The organism is Falsiroseomonas sp. CW058 (assembly GCF_050563535.1).
In the GTDB taxonomy this organism is placed as follows: domain Bacteria; phylum Pseudomonadota; class Alphaproteobacteria; order Acetobacterales; family Acetobacteraceae; genus Falsiroseomonas.
On record NZ_JBNXUO010000040.1, the window covers coordinates 12,734 to 38,163 of the forward strand.

Annotated in this window: 21 protein-coding genes; 3 read left to right on the forward strand and 18 right to left on the reverse strand. The window is 73.2% G+C overall.

What is annotated here, in order from left to right:
• Positions 1-65: 65 nt before the first annotated feature.
• The 10 genes from atpC to ACK8OX_RS22440 form a co-directional block, all read right to left on the reverse strand.
• The gene (gene atpC / locus ACK8OX_RS22395; RefSeq protein WP_430666484.1) at positions 66-476 is read right to left on the reverse strand and encodes an ATP synthase F1 subunit epsilon; all 411 of its coding nucleotides are present in this window, start codon (positions 474-476) and stop codon (positions 66-68) included.
• Between the two features lie 155 nt (positions 477-631).
• On the reverse strand, positions 632-2,059 hold the full coding sequence (atpD, locus tag ACK8OX_RS22400) for a F0F1 ATP synthase subunit beta (protein ID WP_430666485.1): 1,428 nt from the start codon (positions 2,057-2,059) through the stop codon (positions 632-634).
• A 13-nt stretch (positions 2,060-2,072) separates the two neighbouring features.
• Complete coding sequence (locus ACK8OX_RS22405) at positions 2,073-2,963, reverse strand: F0F1 ATP synthase subunit gamma (RefSeq protein ID WP_430666486.1); 891 nt, start codon at positions 2,961-2,963, stop codon at positions 2,073-2,075.
• A 24-nt stretch (positions 2,964-2,987) separates the two neighbouring features.
• The gene (atpA, locus tag ACK8OX_RS22410) at positions 2,988-4,526 is read right to left on the reverse strand and encodes a F0F1 ATP synthase subunit alpha (RefSeq protein WP_430666487.1); all 1,539 of its coding nucleotides are present in this window, start codon (positions 4,524-4,526) and stop codon (positions 2,988-2,990) included.
• A gap of 1 nt (position 4,527) precedes the next feature.
• Complete coding sequence (gene atpH, locus ACK8OX_RS22415; protein ID WP_430666488.1) at positions 4,528-5,133, reverse strand: ATP synthase F1 subunit delta; 606 nt, start codon at positions 5,131-5,133, stop codon at positions 4,528-4,530.
• 151 nt (positions 5,134-5,284) lie between these two features.
• Positions 5,285-6,196 (reverse strand): EamA family transporter, encoded by a 912-nt coding sequence (locus ACK8OX_RS22420; RefSeq protein ID WP_430666489.1) that lies wholly within the window; start codon positions 6,194-6,196, stop codon positions 5,285-5,287.
• Positions 6,193-7,338 (reverse strand): mandelate racemase/muconate lactonizing enzyme family protein, encoded by a 1,146-nt coding sequence (locus ACK8OX_RS22425; RefSeq protein WP_430666490.1) that lies wholly within the window; start codon positions 7,336-7,338, stop codon positions 6,193-6,195. Before ACK8OX_RS22425 ends, ACK8OX_RS22420 begins: the two co-directional genes overlap by 4 nt.
• Positions 7,335-8,312: a Bug family tripartite tricarboxylate transporter substrate binding protein gene (locus ACK8OX_RS22430; protein WP_430666491.1), complete on the reverse strand. Its 978-nt coding sequence runs from the start codon at positions 8,310-8,312 to the stop codon at positions 7,335-7,337. The genes ACK8OX_RS22425 and ACK8OX_RS22430 overlap by 4 nt, the downstream gene beginning before the upstream one ends.
• A 66-nt stretch (positions 8,313-8,378) precedes the next feature.
• Entirely contained in the window at positions 8,379-9,794 is a 1,416-nt protein-coding gene (locus tag ACK8OX_RS22435; RefSeq protein ID WP_430666492.1) for an amidohydrolase family protein, read from the reverse strand.
• Positions 9,795-9,885: 91 nt separating this feature from the next.
• Positions 9,886-11,478 carry an ABC transporter substrate-binding protein gene (locus ACK8OX_RS22440; protein WP_430666493.1) on the reverse strand — a complete coding sequence of 531 codons (1,593 nt, stop codon included), beginning with the start codon at positions 11,476-11,478 and terminating at the stop codon, positions 9,886-9,888.
• A 167-nt stretch (positions 11,479-11,645) separates the two neighbouring features.
• On the opposite strand from ACK8OX_RS22440, the gene ACK8OX_RS22445 reads away from it, so the two are divergent.
• Positions 11,646-12,332, forward strand: a complete 687-nt coding sequence (locus ACK8OX_RS22445) for an SIMPL domain-containing protein (RefSeq protein ID WP_430666494.1) — start codon at positions 11,646-11,648, stop codon at positions 12,330-12,332.
• Positions 12,333-12,338: 6 nt separating this feature from the next.
• Here ACK8OX_RS22445 and ACK8OX_RS22450 read toward each other — a convergent pair whose 3' ends face one another.
• The 7 genes from ACK8OX_RS22450 to ACK8OX_RS22480 form a co-directional block, all read right to left on the reverse strand.
• Positions 12,339-12,638 (reverse strand): hypothetical protein, encoded by a 300-nt coding sequence (locus ACK8OX_RS22450; RefSeq protein WP_430666495.1) that lies wholly within the window; start codon positions 12,636-12,638, stop codon positions 12,339-12,341.
• A gap of 123 nt (positions 12,639-12,761) precedes the next feature.
• Complete coding sequence (locus ACK8OX_RS22455; protein WP_430666496.1) at positions 12,762-13,442, reverse strand: class II aldolase/adducin family protein; 681 nt, start codon at positions 13,440-13,442, stop codon at positions 12,762-12,764.
• Between the two features lie 47 nt (positions 13,443-13,489).
• Complete coding sequence (locus ACK8OX_RS22460) at positions 13,490-14,458, reverse strand: Bug family tripartite tricarboxylate transporter substrate binding protein (RefSeq protein WP_430666497.1); 969 nt, start codon at positions 14,456-14,458, stop codon at positions 13,490-13,492.
• A 57-nt stretch (positions 14,459-14,515) separates the two neighbouring features.
• Positions 14,516-15,646 carry a peptide chain release factor 2 gene (gene prfB, locus ACK8OX_RS22465; RefSeq protein WP_430666498.1) on the reverse strand — a complete coding sequence of 377 codons (1,131 nt, stop codon included), beginning with the start codon at positions 15,644-15,646 and terminating at the stop codon, positions 14,516-14,518.
• A gap of 49 nt (positions 15,647-15,695) precedes the next feature.
• On the reverse strand, positions 15,696-16,766 hold the full coding sequence (locus ACK8OX_RS22470) for a hypothetical protein (RefSeq protein WP_430666499.1): 1,071 nt from the start codon (positions 16,764-16,766) through the stop codon (positions 15,696-15,698).
• A gap of 95 nt (positions 16,767-16,861) precedes the next feature.
• A complete protein-coding gene (locus ACK8OX_RS22475; RefSeq protein WP_430666500.1) occupies positions 16,862-19,420 on the reverse strand; it encodes a penicillin-binding protein 1A in 2,559 nt (852 codons plus the stop codon).
• Positions 19,421-19,534: 114 nt separating this feature from the next.
• Positions 19,535-20,302, reverse strand: a complete 768-nt coding sequence (locus ACK8OX_RS22480) for a hypothetical protein (RefSeq protein WP_430666501.1) — start codon at positions 20,300-20,302, stop codon at positions 19,535-19,537.
• 174 nt (positions 20,303-20,476) lie between these two features.
• Here ACK8OX_RS22480 and ACK8OX_RS22485 point away from each other — a divergent pair, with 174 nt between their 5' ends.
• Positions 20,477-20,995 (forward strand): hypothetical protein, encoded by a 519-nt coding sequence (locus ACK8OX_RS22485; RefSeq protein ID WP_430666502.1) that lies wholly within the window; start codon positions 20,477-20,479, stop codon positions 20,993-20,995.
• Positions 20,996-21,015: 20 nt separating this feature from the next.
• Here the strand turns inward: ACK8OX_RS22485 and ACK8OX_RS22490 are convergent, their stop codons facing one another.
• On the reverse strand, positions 21,016-22,137 hold the full coding sequence (locus tag ACK8OX_RS22490) for an N-acetylmuramoyl-L-alanine amidase (protein ID WP_430666503.1): 1,122 nt from the start codon (positions 22,135-22,137) through the stop codon (positions 21,016-21,018).
• Between the two features lie 762 nt (positions 22,138-22,899).
• Between ACK8OX_RS22490 and ACK8OX_RS22495 the strand changes: the two genes are divergently transcribed.
• Positions 22,900-25,430 (forward strand): Rne/Rng family ribonuclease (locus ACK8OX_RS22495; RefSeq protein WP_430666504.1); only part of this gene is annotated, 2,531 nt, incomplete at its 3' end.

Below are 25,430 nucleotides of genomic sequence, written 5' to 3' on the forward strand. Positions count from 1 at the left end.
AGACATGTTCTGCGGGCGGCTTCCCGTTTCAAGCATCCGGACGCATCCGCCCGGCGGTGGAAGGGTCAGGCCGCCTCGGCCGCCTGCACCATGGCGCGCGCGGAGAGCAGGCGGGCCATGGCGGCGTCGCGCTTCTCCGGCGTGTCGCCCGCGGCGGCGGCATAGGCCGCTTCCGCGTCGCGCAGCCGCTGTTCGGCGGCCGCGCGGGACAGTTGCGCGACCGGCGTCGCCTCCACCGCGAGCACGGTGCAGCGTTCCGGCGTCACCTCGGCGAAGCCGCCGGCGACGAACAGGCGTTCGGTCACCTGCCCGCCTTCGGTCACGCGGATCACGCCGCCGCCGAGGGTGACGATGACCGGCGCGTGGCCGGGCAGCACGCCCATCTCGCCTTCCGCTGCCGGCAGCACCGCCATTTCCACGGCGCGGCTCAGCAGCAGCTTCTCGGGCGAGACCAGTTCGAGTTGGAAGGTCGCCATGGTGCTACCTCGTCAGTCCCAGACCATGCGGCGGGGAGCCGCTTCACCCCCCGCCGAGGCCGCGAATGCGGCCCGCCGCCGGTGCGGCGGGCCAAGGCCGCGGATGCGGCCGCCCGGCGCCCGGGGGCAAGAAGGAAGGCCGAAGGCGAAGGCCGTCAGGCCGCGGCCTTCAGCGTCTCGGCCTTCTTCACGGCCTCCTCGATCGTGCCGACCATGTAGAAGGCGGCTTCCGGCAGGTGGTCGTACTCGCCGGCCACGATCCCCGCGAAGCTGCGGATCGTGTCCTCGAGCTTGACGAAGACGCCCGGCGTGCCGGTGAAGACCTCGGCGACGTGGAAGGGCTGGGACAGGAAGCGCTGGATCTTGCGCGCGCGCGCCACGACCAGCTTGTCCTCCTCCGACAGCTCGTCCATGCCCAGGATGGCGATGATGTCCTGCAGCGACTTGTAGGTCTGCAGGATGCGCTGCGTCTCGCGCGCCACCCGGTAGTGCTCCTCGCCCACGATCCGCGGGTCGAGGCCGCGCGACGTGCTGTCGAGCGGGTCCACCGCCGGGAAGATCGCCATCTCCGCGATGGAGCGCGACAGCACGGTGGTGGCGTCGAGGTGGGCGAAGGAGGTCGCGGGCGCCGGGTCGGTCAGGTCGTCGGCGGGCACGTAGATGGCCTGCACCGAGGTGATCGAGCCCTTCTTGGTGGAGGTGATGCGTTCCTGCAGCGCGCCCATGTCGGTGGCCAGCGTCGGCTGGTAGCCCACCGCCGAGGGGATGCGGCCGAGCAGCGCCGACACTTCCGCACCCGCCTGGGTGAAGCGGAAGATGTTGTCGATGAAGAACAGCACGTCCTGGCCCTGCTCGTCGCGGAAGTATTCCGCCATCGACAGGCCGGACAGCGCGACGCGCGCGCGCGCGCCCGGCGGCTCGTTCATCTGGCCGTAGACCAGCGCCACCTTGGAGCCGTCGGTGTTGCCCTCGTTCAGCTTGATGACGCCGGCATCCACCATCTCGTGGTAGAGGTCATTGCCCTCGCGCGTGCGCTCGCCGACGCCGGCGAAGACGGACACGCCGCCATGCGCCTTGGCGACGTTGTTGATCAGTTCCTGGATGGTGACGGTCTTGCCGACGCCCGCGCCGCCGAACAGGCCGATCTTGCCGCCCTTCAGGTAGGGGGCGAGGAGGTCGATCACCTTGATGCCGGTGACCAGGATCTCGGCCGCGGTGGCCTGCTCCTCGAAGGCCGGCGCCTCGCGGTGGATGGTGTAGGTCTTCTCGGCGGTGACCGGGCCGCGCTCGTCGATCGGCTCGCCGATGACGTTCACGATGCGGCCGAGCGTGCCGTTGCCCACGGGGACGGAGATGCCCGCGCCGGTGTCCACCACCTCCGCGCCGCGCACCAGGCCGTCGGTCGTGTCCATGGCGATGGTGCGGACCGTCCGCTCGCCGAGGTGCTGCGCCACCTCGAGGACGAGGGTGCGGTCCTCGATGCGCACGTTCAGCGCGTTGAGGATCGAGGGAAGCTCGGCGGGGAACTGCACGTCCACCACGGCGCCGAGGACCTGGGTGACCTTGCCGACGTTGTTCTTCATGTCCGGATGCTCCTCAGACCGCCTCGGCACCGGAGATGATCTCGATCAGCTCCTTGGTGATGTTGGCCTGTCGCGTGCGGTTGTAGTTGAGCGTGAGCTTGTTGATCATCTCGCCCGCGTTGCGCGTGGCGTTGTCCATGGCGGTCATCTGGCTGCCGAAGAAGCCGGCCGTGTTCTCCAGCAGCGCGCGATAGACCTGGATGGCCAGGTTCTGCGGCAGCAGGGTGGCGAGGATCTCCTCCTCGCCCGGCTCGTATTCGTAGAGCGCCTGCGGCCCGGCCGCGGCCGGGGCGGCGGCGCCGGCCTCGGGCAGCATCGCCGGGATCAGCTGCTGCGCCGTCGGCGTCTGGCTGATGACGCTGCGGAAGCGGTTGTAGACCAGGGTGCAGACGTCGAACTCGCCGCCCTCCAGCATCCCGGTCACGCGTTCCGCGATCTTCTGCGCGTCCTCGAAGCCGATGCGCTTCTGGCCCTGGAAGCTGATCTCGCCCACGAAGCGGCTGGCGAATTCCCGCTTCAGGTAGGTCGCGCCCTTGCGGCCCACCAGCAGCAGCTTCACGGTCTTGCCCGCCGCCTCCAGCTCCCGGATGCGGGTGCGGGCGAAGCGGCCGACATTGGTGTTGAAGGGCCCGGCCAGGCCGCGGTCGCCGGTGACGACGACCAGCAGGTGAACCTGGTCGCGCCCCGTGCCGATCAGCAGCCGCGGCGCGCCGGGCGAACCCGCGACCGAGGCGCCGAGCGAGGCGAGCATCCGCTCCATCCGCTCCGCATAGGGGCGGGCGGCTTCGGCCTGCGCCTGGGCGCGGCGGAGCTTCGCCGCCGCGACCATCTTCATGGCCTGGGTGATCTTCCGGGTGCTCTTCACCGAGGTGATGCGCGCCCGGAGACTCTTGAGACTAGGCATCCGCCCCTTCCCCTGCGGTCGGGCTCAGGCGAAGGACTTGGCGAAATCGTCGAGGAAGGAGACGAGCTTCGCCTCGGTCTCCTTCTTGATCTCGCGGTCGTCGCGGATGGAGGCCAGGATCTCCGGCGCGCGGGTCTTCAGCTCCGACAGGAAGCGGCGCTCGAACTCGCCGACCTGGCCCGTCGGGATGCGGTCGAGATAGCCGCGCGTGCCGGCGAAGATCGCCGCCACCTGCTCCTCGACCGGGACGGGCTTGTACTGCGGCTGCTTCAGCAGCTCCGTCAGCCGCGCCCCGCGCGCGAGCAGCGACTGCGTGGTCGCATCGAGGTCGGAGGCGAACTGCGCGAAGGCCGCCATCTCGCGGTACTGGGCGAGCTCGAGCTTGATCTTGCCCGCGACCTGCTTCATCGCCTTGATCTGCGCGGCGGAGCCGACGCGGGAGACGCTGAGGCCCACATTCACCGCCGGGCGGATGCCCTTGAAGAACAGCTCCGTCTCCAGGAAGATCTGCCCGTCGGTGATGGAGATCACGTTGGTCGGGATGTAGGCGGAGACGTCGCCCGCCTGCGTCTCGATCACCGGCAGGGCGGTCAGCGACCCGCGGCCGAAGTCGTCGTTCATCTTCGCCGCGCGTTCGAGCAGGCGCGAATGCAGGTAGAACACGTCGCCCGGATAGGCCTCGCGCCCCGGCGGGCGGCGCAGCAGCAGCGACATCTGGCGGTAGGCGACGGCCTGCTTCGACAGGTCATCGTAGAAGATGACCGCGTGCATCGCGTTGTCGCGGAAATACTCGCCCATCGTGCAGCCGGTGTAGGGCGCCAGGAACTGCATCGGCGCCGGGTCGGACGCGGTGGCCGCGACGACGATCGAGTATTCGAGCGCGCCGTTCTCCTCCAGCGTCTTCACCAGCTGCGCCACGGTGGACCGCTTCTGGCCGACCGCGACGTAGATGCAGTACAGCTTCTTGTGCTCGTCGTCGCCGGCGGCGGCGTTCGCGATCTTCTGGTTGATGATCGTGTCCAGGATCACCGCGGTCTTGCCGGTCTGGCGGTCGCCGATGATCAGCTCGCGCTGGCCGCGGCCGATCGGGATCAGGGCGTCGATCGCCTTGATGCCGGTCTGCATCGGCTCATGCACCGACTTGCGCGGGATGATGCCCGGCGCCTTCACCTCGACGCGCTTGCGCTCGGCGAACTGGATCGGGCCCTTGCCGTCGATCGGGTTGCCCAGCGCATCCACGACGCGGCCGAGCAGCCCCTTGCCGACGCCGACATCGACGATCGCGCCGGTGCGGGAGACGGTGTCGCCCTCGCGCACGTTCTTGTCGTCGCCGAAGATCACGATGCCGACATTGTCGGTCTCGAGGTTCAGCGCCATGCCCTTGAGGCCGGCGGAGGGGAACTCCACCAGCTCGCCGGCCATGACGTTCTGCAGGCCGAACACGCGCGCGATGCCGTCGCCGACGGTCAGCACGGTGCCCACCTCGGCCACATTGGCCTCGGCGTCGAAGCCGGAGATCTGAGCCTTCAGGATCTCCGAGATCTCGGCAGGACGGATCTCCATATCAGGCGGCCCCCTTCATGACGTACTGCAGGCGCTGCAGCTTGGACTTGAGTGAATTGTCGTAGAGACGCGACCCGATCCGGACGACGAGACCCCCGAGAAGCGTGGGGTCCACCGTCTCCCGCAGGGTCACGCCGGAGAAGCCCGCCTCCGTCAGCCGCGCGGTGATCTGCGCGCGCTGCGTGTCGGTGAGCGGATGGGCGGTCGAGACATGCGCGGTCTGCTGCCCGCGGCGCGCCGAGAGCAGCGCGCCGAAGGCCTGCGCCACCTCGGGCAGGCGCGACAGGCGGCGGTTGATGATCAGCACGCCGACGAGGTTGCGGACCTCCGTGCCGATGCCCGCCTTTTCGAGGATGGCGAAGGCGGCGCGCTTCTGCTCCGCCCCGTCGAGGCGCGGGTCGGCGATGAAGGCGCGGAAGCCGGCATCGCCGTTCCACAATTCGAACAGCCGCGCCAGGTCGCCCGCGATGCGGTCCGCGGCGCCCGGTTCGGACGCGCGCAGGTCGTCGGCGATGCCGAGCAGCGCATGGGCATAGCGATCGGCAAGGCCGGTCGGGTTCGGGGCCTGCGGCGAGGCCGAGGTTGCGTTCGCTGTCGCGGAGGCCACTTGGATCCCGGTCCTGTCTCTGAGCGGAGCGTCGTCTGCGCGCGCGTCACGGGGCGGCCGGCGAACCCGCCCCCCCCTTGATGGCGGCCGGCCTCTAACACGCGTGCTGCGGCGCGGCAATACGCCTTGCCCCGCCGGGGGCGCCGCGGCCCTACCGGCTGCCGGCCAGCACCAGCACCACCCCCGCCACCACGACCAGCGCGCCGGCGACATCGGCGCGCGACGCCGTCTCGCGCAGGTAGAAGCGGCTGAAGGCCAGGGTGAACAGGATCTCCACCTGTCCCACCGCCCGCACCAGCGCCACCGGGGCCAGCGCGAAGGCGCTGAACCAGCAGGCCGACCCGAAGGCGGACAGCGCGCCCACCTGCCCCGAATCCCGCCAGGTGGCGAAGACGGCGCGGAACTGGTCCGGCTCCTTCCAGGCCAGCCAGGACCCCTGCATCAGGGTCTGGAGGCTGTTGGTCAGGACCAGCAGGGCCAGCGCCTTGCACACCAGGTCCTCCCCCGGCATGTCCTGGGTCGCCCAGCGGATCAGCACGCCGGTGAAGCCGAAGCAGAACCCCGCCCCGATGCCGCAGAGCGCGGCCGGCTGGGCGATGCCCCGCAGCAGCGCCCCCGGCGTCGTCCCCCGCCCGGCCAGCGACAGGTACAGCACCCCCGCCACCCCGACCGCCAGCCCGAACCAGGCGATGCCGGACAGGTGTTCCCCCAGCAGCACCACGCCGACAATGGCGGACTGGATGGCCTCGGTCTTGGCATAGGCGGTGCCGACCGCGAAGTTGCGGTGGCCGAAGGCCATGATCAGCAGGTTGGTCCCGAGGATCTGCCCGAAGCCCGCCAGCGCCGAGAGCAGCAGCACGAAGCCAGTCAGCCCCGGCAGCGCCGCCCCGGTGGCCAACAGGTAGAGGCCGAGCAGCGCCGCCCCCACCGGCACCCCGTAGAGATATCGCACCACCCCCGCCGCATTGACCGAAAGCCGCCCCCGCAGCCGCTGCTGCATCGCCGTCCGCCAGCACTGGAACAGCGCGGCGGTGACGGTGAAGGCGATCCAGCCCGGGATCACCCGAGCCTCGGGTCCAGCCAGGGCCGGTCCATCCGCACCCAGGGGGGCGGCATCGGCCGCCGCAGCCGGATGCCGAGGCCCGGCGCCCCCGGCAGGGCGGCCGTCCCTTCCCCGAAGCGCAGCGCCTCCCCCTCCACCATGTCGAAGAACAGCTCCGTCTCGCCGAACTGCACCTCGAGGATGAGGAAGTTGGGGAGGGTGGCGCAGAGATGCACGGAATGGGCGTGGCAGACCGGCCCGGTCGGGTTGTGGGGCGCGATCTCCACCCCCGCCGTCTGCGCCAGCGCGGCGATGCGGCGGATCTCCTCGAGCCCCCCGGCATGCTTCGCATCGGGCATCAGCACGTCGTAGCAGCCGCCCTCCACCAGCGGGCGATAGGCCGCGAGGCCGGACAGCGTCTCCGCCCCGGCCAGCCGCATCCCGCGGTCATTCGCCATGCCGCGGAGCCGGCGGATCCCGGCGTGGTTCGCCTCCGCCACCGGGCATTCCAGCCAGTAGAGCCCGAAGGGCGCGAGGTCGCGCAGCAGCGCCGCCGCCCCGCCGGCGGAGAAGCGCCAATGCGCGTCCACCATCACCTCCACCCCCGGCCCGACCGCGTCGCGCACGGCCGCGATGCGGTCGATCCCGGCGGCGAGCGCGGCGCGGTTCCCGGCCGTCGCGCCGTCCTCCCACACCAGCGGCTCGAAGGGGGCGAGCTTCACGGCGCCGAAGCCTCCCGCCACGGCGCGGCGGGCGGCGGCGGCGAAGCCTTCCGGCGTGCGCGGGTTCGCGCCGCGGTTGATGTTGGCGTAGAGCCGCACGGGGTCGCGCAGCGCGCCCCCCAGCACGCGGTGCAGCGGTTCCCCTGCGCGCTGGCCGGCGAGGTCGAGCAGCGCGCATTCGAAGGCCGACAGCACGGTGGCCGCGACCAGCCCGCCCGGCGCATGCGGCAGCAGCCGCGCCAGGCGGTTGCGGTCCCGCGCATCCTCCCCCGCCACCCGCGCGGCCAGGCGCGCGGCCTCGGCCTCCAGCAGGGCTTCCTGGTTCGCCAGCGTGCATTCGCCGAGGCCCGTGAGGCCGTCCTCCGTCCGCACCTCCAGGAAGCACCAGTTGGTCTTGGGCGTGACGTTGACGCCGCGGAAGTCGATGCCGGCGATCCTCATGAGTCGATCCGGATGCCGGCGCGCGCCGCGAGGTCGCGCCACTTGGCGATGTCAGCGCGCACCCGCGCGGCCAGCACCTCCGGCCCGCTGGTCACGATCCGGCCGCCGAGCAGGCGGATGCGGTCCACCACGTCGGGCAGGGCGCCGATGCGCCGCAGTTCCGGCAGCAGGCGCTGCACCACGGCGGGCGGCAGGCCGGGCGGGCCGAACAGGCCGTTCCAGGCGATCGTCTCGAAGCCCGGCAGGCCGCTCTCATGCAGGGTCGGCACCTCCGGCGTGTCGGGCCAGCGTTCCAGGCTGGTGACGGCCAGCAGCCGCAACTCGCCGCGCCGGATGAAGGGCATCACGTTGACCATGTTGGCGATCAGGAAGGGCGCATCGCCGCTGACCGCCGCCTGCGCCATGCCCGCCGCGCCCCGGAACGGCACATGCACCAGGTCGGTGCCCGTCATCGCCTTGAACAGCTCGGCCGAGAAATGCGCCGAGGAGCCGGCACCAGCGGTGGCGTAGTTGAAATGGCCGCGCGGCTGGGCGCGGATCATCGCCAGCAGTTCCCCCACCGTCGCCACCGGGAAGACGCGCGGGTTCACCGCCAGCACGTTCGGCCCCGTGACCAGCAGCGAGATCGGCACGAAGTCGCGTTCCAGGTCATAGGGCAGGTCGCGGTAAAGCGCGGCGTTGATGCCGTTGGAACCGGCATTGCCGAGAAGCAGGGTGGTGCCGTCGGGCGGGCTGCGGAAGGCGTTCTCCACCCCGATGCGCCCGCCCGCGCCGGCGCGGTTGTCCACCGGCACGGGCTGGCCCAGCGCCTGTTCCAGGTGGTTGGCGAAGACCCGCGCGGTGGTGTCGTTGCCGCTGCCCGGCGCGTCCGGCACCACCAGCCGCACCGGGCGGGCGGGCCAGGACTGTGCATGGGCGGTCAGCGGCACGGAAGCGGCCGCCATCCCCGCGATCAGCCTGCGTCGGTCGATCATCGCACCCTCCCCGGCGGCATCGCCGTGGCGAGCATCGCGCGCCGGCGCCGGCGCGGCCAGGGGGGTTCAGCGCCGCACCTTCCCCCAGCCCGGATCCTCCACCGCCAGGTGGCGCAGCTTCGCGCGGTCCAGCATCGCATCCGTCTCGCGCCAGGCTTCCGTCGCGATCTCGGTCGCATCCAGATGCGGCGCGCTGCCGTCGCGCAGCAGCACGCGGCCGCCCACCACCACGTCCTTCACGTCATGCCCGTTGGCGAAGTAGACCACCCGCGCCACCGGCATGTTGGCCGGCACCATGTGCGGCGCGGACAGGTCCACGGTGATGACATCCGCCAGCTTCCCGGCTTCCAGGCTGCCGATCTCGTGGCCGAGGCCGAGGCCGCGGGCGGCGTCGATGGTCACCATCTCCAGCGCCTTGCCGGGGGGGATCATCGTCTCGTCGCGATAGGCGCGCTGATGGTAGCGGATGCACTGGAACATGTGGCGGAACATGTCGCCCGACCGGTCGGGCGCGGTGGCGTCGGAGCCGATCATCACGCCCACCCCCGCCTCCAGCATCTTCGGCACGGGGCAGTAGCCGCGCACCGCGGCGATGGCCGACGGGTTGTGCACCACCGACGCCCCGGTGCGGACCAGCGTGTCGATGTCGGCATCCGTCAGGTCGGTGCAGTGCGACAGGAAGGCGTCGGGGCCGAGCAGGCCGAACATCCGCTCCGCCATCTCGATGCTGCCGGAACGGTGGCCGTCCTGGTGGAACAGCGTGGCGCGCTTCCGCCCGGCGTCGCGCACCAGCCGGCCCTGGCGCTCGATCTCCCGCACCTTCGCCGGGTCGTGCCGCGCCTCGCGGTACACCGGCATGAGGGTGGAGATCATGATGCCGTCGCGGCCGTGCCAGTTGGCGATGCAGGCCTCGATCGTCTCCAGCTGCCGCTCGAAGGTGACGGGACGCTCCACCCCGTCGCTGCCGACATAGGGGCGCGGGAAGGGCGGGCGGGTCGGGCCGAGCGCCACGATGGCGCGGATCCCCACCTCCCGCACCGCCTCGCAATGGGCGTCGCAGAAGACCGGCTCGTCCACCCGCTGCACGCTGTCGCCGCCGCCGAGCAGCGAGACGCCGGTGGTGACGCCGAAGCGCAGCCGCTCGAACGCCGCGAGCTTCGCCTCCGCCCGCCAGAAGGACGGCGGGGAGGCGAGGGTGTAGATGATGCGGCAGGCTTCCGACCACGCCTCGCTGTCGTTGTTGCCGAGCGTCTTGACCAGCCCGTGCCCGGCATGGGCGTGGCCGTCGATCAGGCCGGGCAGGATCGCGCGGCCGCGCGCCTCGATCACCTGCGCGGCGCCGCCATGGGCCGCCTCCACCTCCCGCGTCGGGCCGACCGCGGCGATGCGGCCGTCGCGGATGGCGACGGCGCCGTCGGCGATGACGCGGCGGTCGGGGTCCATGGTGATGACCACGCCGCCGCGGAGGAGGAGGTCTGTCATGCTGCTGGCGGTTCCCTGCCTGTCGTCGCGCCCCGGCGCGCGCTGCCGCGCATCCTCGCCCCTTCCGTCGTCCGGGGCGAGGGGGGGACGGTCAATCCACCCGCACCAGCCACAGCCGCAGGCGGTTGTCCGGGCCCTGGCGCATGTCGATGCCGCGCCGGGCGGCCCAGGCGATGGGCTGCTGGAACAGCGGCACATGCGCGATCTCGCGCCGCTCGATCGCCAGCGCGTCGCGGATCAGGCGCCGGCGGCCGGGCTCGTCGCCGGCCTCGGCCGCCTGCGCCACCAGCGCGTCGAACTCCGCGTTGGACCAGCGGCCGTAGTTCAGCCCGCCCTGGGTCTGCGTCGCGGTGCGCAGCACCTCGTTCAGGGTCGAGTAGCTGTCGGCCAGCGGCAGCCCGGCATGGCCCAGCATGAACATCGAGAAGTCGCGGTTGGCGGTGCGGCGAGACCAGACGGCGGTCGGCTCGCTCTGCAGCTGCAGCCGCACGCCGATGCGCGCCAGCATGGCGGCGACGGCCTGGCAGGTGCGCTCGTCGTTCACGTAGCGGTCGTTGGGGCAGACGATGCCGACGCTGAAGCCGTTCGGGTAGCCGGCCTCGGCCAGCAGGCGGCGCGCGGCCTCGGGGTCGAAGGGCAGGCGCTCGTTCAGGTCCTGCGGGGCGCCGGCCAGGAAGGGGCTCACCATCATTCCCGCCGGCCAGGCCTTGCCGCGCATCACGCCACGCACCAGCGAATCCACGTCGATCGCGCGGTAGATCGCCTCCCGCACGCGGCGGTCCTTCAGCGGGTTGCGGCCCTGCACGTCGGAATACAGCAGCTGGTCGCGTTCATGGTCGAAGCCGAGATAGATGGTCCGCAGCTCCGGCCCCTCCACCACCTGCACGCGCGGGTCCTGGAGCAGGCGGGGGATGTCCTGCAGCGGCACCTCGACATTCGCGTCGATCGTGCCCGACAGCAGCGACGCGGTGCGGGTGGCGGCGCTGCGGATGGGCTGGAAGGTCACGCGGGTCAGGTTGTGCGCCGGGCGGTCCCACCAGCGGGGATGCGGCTCCATCACCGTGCGCTCGTCCGGGCGGCGTTCGGTCACGCGGAAGGGGCCGGTGCCGTTGGCCACCCGCGTCGCGCCGGATTCCACCTGGCCCGACAGGTTCGCCGCTTCCGCCGCGCCGTTCGCGCGGCTCCAGCCCTCGTCCATCATGTAGAACTGCGTGATGGCGGCGAGCAGGATGGGGAAGGGCCGGTGGGTCTCGATCTCGATCGTGTGGCTGTCGAGCTTGCGGATCTCCCTGATCTGCCCGAGCAGGTGGCGCGCCATGGAGCCGGGCGTGTTCACGCGCGCCCAGGTGAACAGCACGTCGTCGGCGTCGAAGGCCTCGCCGTTGTGGAAGGTGACGCCGCGGCGGAGGTTGAAGCGCCAGACGGTCGGGCTGGTGCGTTCCCAGCTCTCGGCCAGGGCGGGCTCGATCTCGATGCGGTCGTTGTGGCGCACCAGCGCCTCGTAGACATTGGCCAGGAAGGTGTTGGTGAAGGTGTTGTTGGAGGAGTGCGGGTCGAGCGTCAGCACATCCGCGTTGTAGGCCCAGGTGAAGTTGCGGGCCTCGGCCGGCGCGAAGCCCAGGGCGAGGCCGAGCGCGGCGGCGAGGCCTCCCATCCGCAGGGGGTGCCGTGGGGCGTGGCGCATGTCGTTCGTCTCCGGGCGTGCGGGGGCGAGCGTCGCGTCACCGCGGGGGTCGCGTCAACCGCCGCGGCGGCCGCGCCCGGCGCCGCGCGCCGCCGATTGGCCACATCCGCGCCACCCACCCGTCCGGAATGCGTGCATGATGGGCGCCCGCCGACGGAGACCGCCCGATGCGCCCCGCCCTGCTCGCCCTTGCCGCGACCCTCGCCTTCGCCCCCGCGCCCCGCGCCCAGACGCCCGCCGGGCTGGCCGAGACGGTGCTGCACATCGCCGACAGCGCCGATGTCGCCCGCACGCCGGACGAGGTGGTGGCGACGCTCCGCGCCGAGGCCCGCGCCGGCACCGCCGCGGCCGCGCAGGAAGCGGTGAACCGCGCCATCGCCGCGGCGGTGGCGCGTGCGCAGGGGGTGGCGGGGCTGCGCGTCTCCACCACCGGTTACTGGACGGCCCGCGCCGACGAGGGGCGGAGCTGGCAGGCCTCGCAGGGGCTGGTGCTGCGCGGCGGGGACGGCGCCGCGGTGCTGGAGCTGGTCGGCGCGCTGCAGGCGCAGGGGCTGGCCGTGGGCGGCCTGCAATGGACCCTCGGGCGCGAGACGGCCCGCACCGCGCGGGAGGAGGCGTCGCGCCTCGCCCTCGATGCGCTGCAGCGCCGGGCGGAAGCGGTGGCCGGCCAGCTCGGCCTGATGCTGGTCGGCCTCAGGGAGGTGCGGATCGACGCGCCCGACCACCCTGCGCCCCGCCCCGCGCCGATGGCGGCGATGGCCCGCGCCGCCGCCCCGGCGCCGCCGGTCGCGGTGGCGGAGGATGTCGTCGTCTCGGCCAGCGTGCAGGCGGTGGCGGTGCTGCGGCCGCGCTGAGGCCGGCTATTCGCCGAGATTGTGGCCCGGGCGGTTCGCCGAGGGCGGGGCCGTCAGCTCCTCCAGGCGGAAGCTCTCCCCGCGCCCCGGCGGGCCGGCCCCTTGCCCCGACGCCGCGCCGCCGCGCGGGTCGCCGGTGAGCCCCGCGCGCAACCCGGCGGCGTCGCGGCAGGCCTGGCGGTCGCCGCCCCGGCATTGCCGGTCGAGGATGACGAGGCGCGGGACGGGCGGGGCGGGGCGGGCCTGCGGCGGGGGCTGGGCCAGCACGGGGGCGGGCAGGAGTAGGGCGAGCGCGAGATGGCGCATGGCGGGACATCCTTCGGCACGGGCTCGGGTTCGGCGCACGGCTCGAAAGTGCTGCGGCAGCCTGGCGCGGGACGCTACCGGGAAGCCAAGTAGCCCGCACCGCCTTTCGTGGCGCGCCGCCGGTCAGGCCGGGCGGCCATATGCGCCGAGCCGCGCCGCCGCCTCGGCCAGTTCGGCGGGCGAGAGCGGAACGGGCGCAAGGCCCGCCGCGCGCAGGTCCAGATACTGCCCGGCCAGGTTCTCCGCCTCCCGCGCCAGGGCCACCGCGCCGGCCAGCGTGGCGCCGAGCGCGACGACGCCGTGGTTGGCCAGCAGCACCGCCCGCAGCGAGGTGCCGAGCGCGGCGAGGGCCGACTGCGCCAGTTCCTCGGTCCCGAAGGCGGCATGGGCCGCGCAGGGGATGCCCTGCCGCCCGCCATCCCCGGCCAGGGTGATCATGTAGTGGATCGGCGGGATGCCCTGCCGCGCGCAGGCCAGCGCGGTGGCGCGCGGGGAATGGGTGTGGACGACCGCCATCGCATCGGGCCGCGCGCGGAGGATCGCCGCATGCAGCCGCCATTCCGAGGATGGGCGGTGCGGGGCGCCCGGCCGCGGCGCGCCCGCCGCGTCGCATTCCACCAGGTCCCCGGCCTGCATCCGCGCATAGGGCAGACCGGAGGGCGTCACGACGAAGCCCTCCGCGGTCCGCAGCGACAGGTTGCCCGATTTCTGCGGCATGAACCCCGCCGCATCCAGCGCGCGGGCGGCTTCCACCAGCGCCGCGCGCGCTTCCGACCCGTCGCTCATGCCGGCCGTCCCGTCCATGGCGCGATGATCGGCGGCGGCCACCGCGGCGGCAAGGCCGGGGCGGTTCAGCTCGGCTCGATCCCCGCGGCGCGGATCAGCCGCTGCCACTTGGCGGAATCGGCGGCGATCTGGCGGGCGAAGGCCTCCTCCGTCGTCGGCCAGGGCTCGAGGCCGCGGCGGCGGAACTCCGTCACCACCGAGGGGTCGGCCAGCGCGCCGCGCACCACGGTGCCGAGCCGCCCGCGCACCGCCTCCGGCGTGGCGCGGGGGACGATGATGCCGTCCCAGTTCAGCACCTCGAAATCGGGCAGCCCCGCCTCGATCATCGTGGGCACGTCGGGCAGTTCGCGCGCGCGCGTCCGGGTGGCGACGCCGAGCGCGCGGATGGTGCCGGCCTGCACATGCGTCAGCACCGTGCCCATGGGGGAGAAGCCGAAGTCGTGCTCGCCGGCGACGAGGGCGAGCATCTGCGGCCCGCCGCCGCGATAGGGCACGGCCACCGTCCGCGTGCCCGTGATGCTGTCGAACAGGATGCCGCAGAGATGCCCGGGCGAGCCGACGCCGCCGGTGCCGTAGCTCACCTGTTCCGGCCGCGCCTTCGCCGCCGCGACGATGTCCGCCACCGACCGGAAGGGCCGGTCGGCCGGGCAGACCAGCACGTTCACCGCGTTGAACAGCATCGACACGGGGGCGAAGTCGGCGGCGGTGTCGAAGGGCATGTTGCGCAGCAGCGCCGGGTTGACCGCCAGCGTGCCGATATTGGCCGAGCCGAGGGTGTGGCCATCCGGCGCGGCGCGGGCCACCGCCTCGGCGCCGAGGTTGCCGCCCGCGCCCGCGCGGTTGTCCACCACCACGGACTGGCCGAGGGCTGCCTGCATCACGGGCGCGATGATGCGGACGGCGGCATCCGATGCCCCGCCCGGCGGGAAGCCGAGCACGAGGCGGATGGGGCGGCTGGGCGCCCAGCCCTGCGCGAGGGCGGGGCGAGCGAGCGGGGCGGCGGCGAGGCCGGCCAGGACGGTGCGGCGGTGCATGGCCGCCAGCCTAGCAACGGACGTGCCGGTCCTGCGAAGAAAAGCGGCGCGGCGGGATCATTCGGCCCGCGCGCTCGCCTCCGACCGCGTGGTGCCGACGCGCAGCGCGAGCGCGGCCGCCATGAACTCGTCGAGCTCGCCGTCGAGCACGGCGGCCGGGTTGCCCTTCTCCACGCTGGTCCGCAGGTCCTTGACCATCTGGTAGGGTTGCAGGACGTAGCTGCGGATCTGGTGGCCCCAGCCGATATCGGTCTTGCCGGCCTCGGTCGCGGCGTTGATCGCCTCGCGCTTGCTCAGCTCCAGCTCGTAGAGGCGCGCGCGCAGCATCTCCATCGCGATGGCGCGGTTGCGGTGCTGGCTGCGGTCCTGGGTGGAGGCGACCACGATCCCGGTCGGGATGTGGGTGAAGCGCACGCCGGATTCGGTCTTGTTGACGTGCTGGCCGCCGGCGCCGGAGGCGCGGAAGGTGTCGGTCTTGAGGTCGGCGGGGTTGATCTCGACCTGGATGCGGTCGTCGATCACCGGATAAACATAGACGCTGGCGAAGCTGGTCTGGCGCCGCGCCGCGGCATCGAAGGGGCTGATGCGGACCAGGCGGTGCACGCCGCTCTCGGTCTTGAGCCAGCCATAGGCGTTCGGCCCGGTCACCTGGATGGTGGCGGATTTCACGCCCGCCTGCTCGCCTTCCGACTGTTCGGTCAGCGTCACCTTGTAGCCGCGCTTCTCGGCCCAGCGCATGTACATCCGCAGCAGCATCTCGGCCCAGTCCTGGGCCTCCGTGCCGCCCGCGCCGGCATTCACCTCCAGATAGGCGTCGTTGGAATCGGCCTCGCCCGACAGCAGGCTCTCGATCTCGCGGCGCTTGGCCTCCTCGGCCAGGCGCCGGAGGTCGTCCACGGCGGCATCCGCCGTGCCGGCATCGCCCTCGGCCTCGGCCATCTCGATCAGTTCGAGCGAGTCGGACACCTCGCGCTCCAGCCGCTGCACGCCCTCCACCTGGTCGGCGATGCGGTTGCGCTCGCGCATCACCGCCTGCGCCTCCTCGGCCTTGTTCCAGAGGTCCGGGTCCTCGGCGCGCGCGTTCAGCTCCTGGAGCCGCACGACGGCGGCGTCCCAGTCGAGGTGGCGGCGGAGGAGCGCCACGCTCTCGGCGATCCGGGTCTTCAGGTTTTCGGCGTCTGCGCGCATGGGACCGGGGGCTTAGCGCAACGCGGCCCCCGGCGGAAGGCGCGGCGGGCTACAGGACGCGCACCACGGTCTTCTGGCCGTTCAGGATGTGCTGGGACCAGATCTGCCAGGCGTTGTTGATCCGCGTGCCGAAGATGTTCATGAACTGGTCGTTCTGCGTCCGCACGGGATAGCCGACGTTGAGCGGCGCGGCGAGGTTCGACCAGCCCGCGCCATAGACCCGGAAGTTGCCGGCGGCCGAGCCCGAGAAGTTGCCCGCGACCACGCCCGGCACCTGCCCGGCCAGCTGCCGCGCCAGCCCCGTCCCGCCGCCCGACACCACGCCGCCATTGCCGTCGTCCGGCATGATGTGGGCCGCGAGCAGCCGCCCCGCGCCCAGCGTCTCCTGCTTGAAGCAGAAGGCGCAGCCGGAGAACATGGTGGAGATCATCACCGGCGCGTCGTTCACGCCCGTGCCCAGCACCGTCGGCGCGATGGCGGCGAAGCTGCCATTGGCGGGGTTGTTGGTGCGGCCGGGCACGTTCAGCCAGAACACCCCCGGCACCGCCGCCGCCTGGAAATGGTAGGCGCCGAGGAACTGCGCCGGGCGCGTCATGTCGATCTTGTACTGGTCCTTGTTGTATTCGTAGAAGAAGTAGTTGGCGGCCCCCGCGCCGATCGCGCCCGACAGCAGGCGGTTGTTGCGCAGGAAATGTTCGGGCTGCTGCTTCAGCTCCACCAGGAACTTGTCGCGCACCAGCTCGCCATTGCCCTTGTCCTGGTTGGCCTGGATCGTCAGCTTCGCGACCAGCGGCCCGATGCGGGCATCAAGGGCGCCGGCCGGCAGGTTGCCCACTGCCGCCTTGGCCGCCACCAGGTTGGAGCCGGCCTTGATGCCCTCCAGGAAGACCAGGACGCGGCGCTTCATGCGCGTCGCCTCGTCGCCGGCATTGGCGACGTCGGTCATCGTCAGCACGTCGGAAAGCTGCTTCTTCACCGCGTCGTTGCCAAGATGCGAGGCGGTCCAGTAGTCGTTGATCCAGGTCGTCATGTTGGCGCGATAGGGGGGCGCGGTGCGTGCCACGATCGCGTCGCGCACGTCGTTGAGGCGCGACTGCGCACCCTTGAACATGATGGCCATCGCCGCCGCCTCCGCATGCCCACCCGCGCCGTGCGGGTCGGAGGCGGCAGCCTAGAGCAACCCAGGGTGGCAATACCACCGGTCTTTGCGGCGCCTCAGTAGAGGCCGCCCAGCCCGCCATCCAGGCCCGCCGCCGCCGTGCCCGGAGTGCTGCCGCCGGCCAGCGGGTCCGAAGGCGGCCGCGCGCTGTTCTCGGTGCCCGGGCGGAACGCCTCGAGGATGGTCTGCCCGTTCTCCACCTGCACCCGCACCAGCGCCACGCCCGGCGGCGCGCGGAAGGGGATGGCGGGGCTGTTGCCCGCCGCGGCGGCGATCACGTCGCGGAAGATCGGCGCGGCGTTGGTGCCGCCCGTCTCCCCGGTGCCGAGGCTGCGGGGTTCGTCGAAGCCGACCCAGACCGCGACCACCAGGTCCGGGGTGAAGCCCACGAACCAGTTGTCCTTGTAGTCGTCGGTGGTGCCGGTCTTGCCCGCCACCGGGCGGTTCAGCCCGGCGCCCGCGCGGGTGCCGGTGCCGCGCTGCACCACGCCCTGCAGCAGGCTGACCATCTGGAAGGCGGCGACCGGGTCCGTCACCTGCCGCCGCTCATCCACCAGCCGCGGCGGCCCGCCGGAGGGGTCGGGCGCGGCGCAGCCGTCGCAGCGGCGCGCATCGGTGCGCCAGACCAGCCGCCCCTGGCGGTCCTGCACGGTGTCGATCACCGTCGGCACCACCTGCCGCCCGCCATTGACGAAGCTGGCATAGGCGGCGGCCTGGCGCAGCACCGTCGTCTCCCCCGCGCCGAGCGACATGGCCAGGAAGCGCGGCATGTTGGGGATGACGCCGAAGCGGCTGGCGGTGTCCGCCACCGCGCCGATGCCGACCTGCTGGGCAAGCCGCACCGTCACCAGGTTCAGCGACTGCTCCATCGCGCCGCGCATGGTCACCCAGCCACGGGGGTTGCCGCTGTAGTTGCCCGGCCGCCACAGGCCCTGCGGCGTCATCACCTCGACCGGTGCGTCGAGGAGGAGCTGGTTCGGCGGGATCCCCGCCTCCAGCGCCGGCAGGTAGACGAAGGGCTTGAAGGACGACCCCGGCTGGCGCTGCGCCTGCGCCGCGCGGTTGAACCACGACCTCTCGAAGGACCAGCCGCCGGCCATGGCCAGCACGCGGCCGGTATGGGGGTCGAGCGCGACGACCGCGCCCTCCACCTCGGGAAGCTGGCGCAGCGCCAGGCGTTCCGGGCGCGCGGGGGTGCGGCCCTGGGCCGGGGTGGCGGGCAGCGTCTCCACCAGCACCACGTCGCCGGGCAGGATCACCTCCTGCAGGCGGCGCGGCGCGGCGCCCATGCGGCCGTCGCGCACCGGGCGGGCCCAGCCCGCGACCTCGTCGAGGAACAGCGTCCCGGTGCGCGGCTGCGGCGCGGTGCGGGCGTCGGGGCGCTCCAGCCAGGCCAGTCGCGCCTCCCGGTCGCGGACCTCGAGCGCGACGGCAAGCCGCCATTCCGGCAGGGCGCCGGGCGGGCGCTGCACGGCCTGGAGCTGCGGGAGCCATTCGGTCGCGCTGGCGGAGACGCGCGCCACCGGCCCGCGCCAGCCGCCGCGGCGGCGGTCGTAGTCCAGCAGGCCGCGACGCAGCGCGCGTTCCGCCTCCGCCTGCAGCACGGGGTCGAGCGAGGTGCGCACCACCAGCCCGCCCATGGTGGTCTGGTCCGCGCCGAAGCGGGCCACCAGCTCGCGCCGCACCTCCTCGGTGAAGTGCTGGCCGACCGCCACCATGTCCGGCCGGCGGGTCGGGCGGGGGATGATGGGCTCCGCCTTGGCGCGGGCCGCATCCTCCCGCGTGATGTGGCCGTCCTCGGCCATGCGGTCGATCACCCAGTCGCGCCGGGCCTTGGCGGCCTCGGGGAAGCGGACGGGGTTGTAGTTGTTCGGCGCCTTCGGCAGCGCGGCGAGGAAGGCGATCTCCGCCAGCGACAGCTCGTCGAGCGACTTGTTGAAGTAGTTCTGGGCGGCGGCGGCCACGCCATAGGCCTGGGCGCCCAGGAAGATCTCGTTCAGGTAGATCTCGAGGATGCGGGACTTCGGCATCGCCTGCTCGATCCGCAGCGCGAGGATGGCTTCCCGCACCTTGCGCATCAGCGTCCGGTCGGCGCCGACCAGCATGTTCTTCGCGACCTGCTGGGTGATGGTGGAGGCCCCGCCCATCCGCCGCCCGCTGCCGAGCTGTTCGAGGTTGGTCATCGCGGTCCGCGCGATGCCGATGGGATCGACGCCGTGATGCGACCAGAAGCGCTGGTCCTCCGCCGCGACGAAGGCCTGCTGGAGGCGCTGGGGAATCGCCTCGATCGGGATGAAGACGCGCCGTTCCTGCGCCAGCTCGGCCATCAGGCGACTGTCGGCGGCGTAGATGCGCGACATCTGCGGCGGCTGGTAGTCGGCCAGCCAGGAATAGTCCGGCAGGTCCGCCGAGGCGTTGCGGTACAGCGCCCAGCCCGCCGCGGCGCCGACCAGCCCGACCGCGACGACCAGCGCGAGCGTCGCCTTGAACAGGAAGCCGAGCGTGCCCACGAACCAACGCCGCCGGCGGCGGGGTGGCGTGGACGGCGGAGGGGCGCCGCCCGCCGGCGGTTCGCCCACCATGCGGCCTTCGGCGCGGAGCTCAGGGGTATCCATGCGGCGCTCCATACACCTTTCCCGGCGACGGGGCACGCGCAGACCCTGGCCGCCCGTCTCCCATCCGGAACGCACCGGGGCCGCGCCGGTGCCCGCCCGCGGTGACGCGTCGTCTCAGCGCCGGGCCATCACCTCCGCGGCATGAAGCAGCGGCGCCGCCCCGGCCGAGACGCTGCCCCGGTAGGGCTGGTCCATGATGAACACGAAAGCCAGCAGCGCCCCCATCACGGCCGCCTGCACCCCCACCAATGCCAGGTTGTGCCGTCGCGGCGGGAACAGCGCGCCGCAGGCGAACAGCGCCGCGGTCAGCAGCAGCACCAGCATCCAGAACTCAGCCGGCACGCCGCCTTCCGACTGGCGCAGCCGCGTGTCGCGCAGGTCCGACACGTCGTCGACCTGGCGCAGCAGGTCGGCCGCCTGGCCGGGGCCGAGGCGGGCCGCCGCCTGCCGCGTCACCGTCTCGAGCGCCGCCATCGCCTCCGCGGTGGCGGCCGAGGCCTCGCCGCGCCGCATCGCCGGAAATTCCTCGGTGGCGGCGGTGCGGGCGTAGCGGATGGCGACCTCCCGCAGCGGGGCGGGTTCCGCCAGGGCGAAGCTGCCGGCGCGCAGCAGCGACTCCAGCGCCTGCGCCTCCCGGTTCACGGTGGCGCGCGCCTCCTGCAGTTGTACCCGCGCCTCGGCGGCGCTGAAGGCGAGGACGAGGGTGAGCACGCCGCTGACGATGCCCGTGGCGCGCAGGGCGACGTCCAGTTGCTCCTTGGTGTCCGGCGCCGGCCGGACCAGGCGCGCGAGCAGCGGGACCGCCAGGGCGGAGGCCACCGCGAGGCCGGAGAAGGACAGGAAGATCGCCCAGGAGGGCGCGGCGTAGAGCAGGTCGAGCATCGCGTGCGTGAGGGTCCGGAAGGTGCGCTCCCGCGCCGTCCGGCGGTCCGCATCCGGCCGGGCCGCACCGGGCGCGCAGCCCGCGAGGGTTACATGTCCGGCACTACGATGCGCGCCCTAGGCGAGTGGGTGGGGCGCGGATATACGACCCGCCTCTCCAGGGGAAGTGCCGCCTTGCATTCCATCCGACCCATCCGACCGGCGCCCCGCAGCGGCATCGTCCAGGCGCTGAAGCGCGCCGCGATGCACCGCCACACGATCGCGCTCGTCAACGTCCTGATCCTGCTCGTGCTCGTCCCCGCGCTGGTCCGGTTCCTGCTGGGCCTGTCGGCGGGAGACGATGCGCACGACCTCGCCAAGCTGCTCGACGACGTCGCGACGGTCCTGGTCGGCTACGGCGTCGTGGTGGAGGAACGCCACTTCCTGATGACCAAGCTCGGCCTCTACCCGGACATGGAGACGCCGGAGCAGACGGCGACGGACGAGATCTGCCATTCGGTGGGCTTCGCCGCCCTCGCTCTCGGGCTGATGTCGGAACTGCTGGTGAAGCTCGTGGAGCTGCCGAATTCGGTGGTGAACACCGAAGGCTTCGACCTCGCGCTGCTGTGCCTGACCGCCGCGCTGATCGCCACCACCTCGGCGCTGCTGGTCTGGCACGCGCTGCGCCTGGTCGCGGGCCCGAAGCCGCGCTGAGGAGGCCGCCGCGCCCGCCGTCACCCCGGCGCGGCGGCCAGCGCCTCCGGCCGGTCGGCGCGGGCCAGCCAGCCATTGATCGCGCGGCCGAGCGCGCGGGCGACCTTCGCCCGGTGTTCCGGGCGGCGCAGCGCCGCCTCGTCCAGGGGGTGGGACAGGAAGCCCATCTCCACCAGGACGGACGGGATCTCGGGCGCCTTCAGCACCACGAAGCCGGCATTGCGGTGGGTGTTGGGCAGCAGGGGCACGTCTTCGCCCAGTTCCTCCACCACCAGCCGCGCCATGCGCGCGCTGCCCGCCCGCGTCTCCGCCCGCATCAGCGACAGCAGGATGGCCTGCACCTCCGCCGGCACCGAGGGCAGGCGCAGCCCGCCCGCGCGGTCGGCCAGGTTCTCCCGCCGGGCCAGCGCTGTGGCCAGCGCGTCCGACCCCTCGCCCAGAGTATAGACGGAAGCGCCGCGCGCGCCCGGCGCGCTGTCGGCATGGAGCGAGACGAACAGCGCGGCGTCCCGGCGACGGGCGAATTCCACGCGCTGCCCGAGCGGGACGAAGCGGTCGCCGCTGCGGGTCATCGCCACACGGCAGCGGCCGCCGGCTTCCAGCACGCGCTTCAGTTCCTGCGCGGCCGCCAGCACGATGCCCTTCTCCTGCGTGCCGCCGCGGCCGATCGTGCCGGGGTCGCGCCCGCCATGGCCGGGATCGAGCACCACCAGCGGCAGGCTCGCGGCGGGGCGCCCGCCTTCGGCCAGGGTGCGGTCGGCAAGGCGGGCGAAGGCGGCGGCGGTGCCGGGCGCGATGTCGATCACCAGCCGCCCGCCCGTCTCGGATGCACGCCGGATGGTGACCGGCACGGCGAGGTCGAGCAGCAGGCGCCCGCCTTCCACCCGCCCGCCGCGCACCGGGCCGGCGGCGGGCAGGCGCTGCGGGCCGCGCCAGGCGGAGCCCGGCGTCTCCACCACCAGGCGGCGCGGGCGCGCCGTGGCGGTGACGCGCCAGCGCGCGCCGGCGGGCAGCGTCAGCACCAGCCGCGCGTCCCCCTCCTCGGCCGCAAGCGTCGCGGCGGTGACGGCGGCCCCGGCCTGGCGGGGCGGCAGCGCGGCGAAGGCGAGCAGCAGGCCCGCCAGCGCCCGGCGTCGCAGCATGGATCCCCGGTCCCCTGTTCCGGCACCCCCCGGTGCCGCAGCCCGCAGACCATGCCACATCCGCCCGCGGTTTCGCCACAACGGGGCGCGACCATTGCCGATCCCGCACCGGGCCCGCCCCGGCGCGCGCCGTCGGGAAGGGGCGGGCACGATACTTGTGGCGCCGGACGCACCCGCCTATGGTGACCCGCCCCGGTGGCGACGCTGCCGGCGGGTCTTTGGAGTCGCGTGGCCACCCGGCCCCGCATCCCACCGCGTTCCGCGGGGGGCGGTCGCCGGGATCATGGCCTGAGTCCTGGCATGGGGGCGGACCGCAGGTCCAATCCCCTCGCTTCGCCAGGTGCCGCGCCGAAACCCCGCCGGCGCGGAGCGCGCCCGCGATCCTCCCGATCGCCCGCAAGGTTGATGGCCTGGCAAAGGCCGACGACCCGCAGGATGACGGGAGGGGCCGTGCGCCCGCCGCCTGCCCGTTCGCGCCTGCGACCGGCCCCGCCGCGCTGACACCAGCGTTCCGCGGTGCGCCGACCGAAGGGCCCCGGGGGCATCGCGAGGCGCATTCCGCCGGGTGCTGCGGGGACCCTCCCCGCTCGACACCCACCGAAAGCCACCTGGGCCGCGCCACCGCGCCGGCCCACCGGGACGAGGATCGGGTCGCCGCCGCATGGACTGCTTCCAGCCGCGCCGCCCCCTCATGCCGGGCCCCGCCACCCCCCTCCGCCGTCGCCGGCCCCGTGCATGGCGCGGCGCGGAGTTCCCCGTTTCATGACAAAGCGCATGCTGATCGACGCATCCCACCCGGAGGAGACCCGGGTGGTGGTGCTGGACGGCAACCGTCTCGAAGCCTTCGACATCGAATCCGCCAACCGCCTGCCGCTGAAGGGCAACATCTACCTGGCCCGCGTGGTGCGGGTGGAACCCAGCCTGCAGGCCGCCTTCGTGGAATATGGCGGCAACCGCCACGGCTTCCTCGCCTTCGGCGAGATCCACCCGGACTACTACCAGCTGCCCGTCGCCGACCGGCAGCGCCTGATCGAGATGCAGCAGGCCGAGGCGCGCGAGGAGCGCGAGCGCGAGGAGGCGGAGGACGCCGCCCGCGCGGTCGAGCCCGGGCTGCAGGGCGCGCTCGAGGCCGCTGCCGAGGCGGGTGAGACGGTGGCCGCCGAGCCGGGCGAGGAGCTGGTGCTGCCCGCCGCCGCCGCGGCCGAGCCCTCGGCGGCCGACCGCGCCACGATGGACGCCGCCGGGGACGCGGCGCCGGAGGGCCTGCCGCCCGCCGAAGCGGCGGCCGATGCGGCCGGCGCCGAGGTCGGGACCCCCTTCCCCGCGCCCGAGCCGATCCTGCCGATCGCCGAAGCCGAGCCCGCGATGGACGGCGAGGACCACATCGCCGGCGAGGAGCACGAGGCCCGCGCCGAGGACGCCGAGGGCGGCGATCACGACGAGGAGGGCGCCGAGGCCCCGCCGCCCGAGATGGTCGGCGGCACCACCGAGGACGACGCGCGCGAACGCCGCATCCCGCCGCGCTTCCTGCGCCACTACAAGATCCAGGAGGTCATCAAGCGCCGGCAGATCATGCTGGTGCAGGTGGTGAAGGAGGAGCGCGGCACGAAGGGCGCGGCGCTGACCACCTACATCTCGCTCGCCGGCCGCTTCAGCGTGCTGATGCCGAATTCGCCGCGCGGTGGCGGCGTGTCGCGCAAGATCACCTCCGCCACCGACCGCAAGCGCCTGCGCGAGGCGATCGACGAGCTCGGCCTGCCCGAGGGGATGTCGCTGATCGTGCGCACCGCCGGCGCGCAGCGGCCGAAGCCCGAGATCAAGAAGGACTGCGAATACCTGCTGCGGCTGTGGGACGGCATCCGGGAGCGCACCTTCGCCTCCACCGCGCCCGCGCTGATCTACGAGGAGGCCGACCTCATCAAGCGGTCGATCCGCGACACCTACGGCAAGGATGTCGAGGAGGTGATCGTCGACGGCGAGGAGGCGTACCAGGACGCGCGCGAGTTCATGCGCATGCTGATGCCGGCCCATGCCGGCAAGGTGCGCCCGGTGCGGGACGGCGTGCCGCTGTTCGCGCGCCACGGCGTGGACGCGCAGCTCGACGCGATGCATTCGCCGACGGTGCAGCTGAAGTCGGGCGGCTACATCGTCATCAACCAGACCGAGGCGCTGGTCGCCATCGACGTGAACTCGGGCCGCGCCACGCGCGACCGCCACATCGAGGACACGGCGCTGCGCACCAACCTCGAGGCGGCGGACGAGGTGGCGCGCCAGCTGCGGCTGCGCGACCTCGCGGGCCTCATCGTCATCGACTTCATCGACATGGAGTCGAACAAGCACGACGCGATGGTGGAGCGCCGCCTGAAGGAGGCGCTGAAGCAGGACCGCGCGCGCATCCAGGTGGGGCGCATCAGCCATTTCGGCCTGCTCGAGATGTCGCGCCAGCGGCTGCGCCCCTCGATCGTCGAGCACGCCTATGTCGCCTGCCCGCACTGCCAGGGCCGCGGCCAGGTCCGCAGCGTCGAGAGCAGCGGCCTGCAGGTGCTGCGCGCGGTGGAGGAGGAGGGCGCCAAGCGCCGCGCCGCCGAGATCGTGGTGCATGCGGCGACGCCGGTCGCGCTCTGGCTGCTGAACCGCAAGCGGGAACGCCTGGCGCAGATCGAGGAACGCTACGGCATGTCGGTGCTGGTGCAGCCCGACGACACGCTGATCCCCCCCGCGCTGCGAATCGAGCGCACGCGGGCGCAGAACCCCGACGCCGTGGCCGAACGCCCGAGCGCGCTGCGCATGGACTACGCGCCCGAGCCTGACGAGCCCGTCGAGGCCGAGCCGGAGGCGGAGGAGGCCCCCGTCCCCCGCCCGCGCCGCGAAGGCCGGGGTGAGGGTCGCGGGGAAGGCCGCGGGGAGAACCGCGAAGGTCGCGAAGCCCGCGGCGAGAGCCGCGAATCCCGCGCCGAGAACCGCGAGGCCCGTGCCGAGGCGCGGCCCGACGCGACCGGCGAAGCCCGGCCCGAGGGCGAGGCGCGCGCCGAGGGCGAGGCCGATGTCCGCCGCCGCCGCCGCCGCCGCCGTCGCGGCCGCCGCGACGAGATGGAGCCGCGCGGCGCCGGCCAGCCCGCCGACGGGACTGAGGGCGAGGAGGCCGAGGGCGGGCCGGAGGAGATGGAGCAGGCCGCCGAGGCCGCCCCGACCGAGGCCGTCGAGCCGTCGGCCGAAGCGCCTGCAGCCGCCCCCGATGCCGCTCCCGACGCCGCCGAGGAGACCGAGGACGAGGCCGGCCGCCGCCGCCGTCG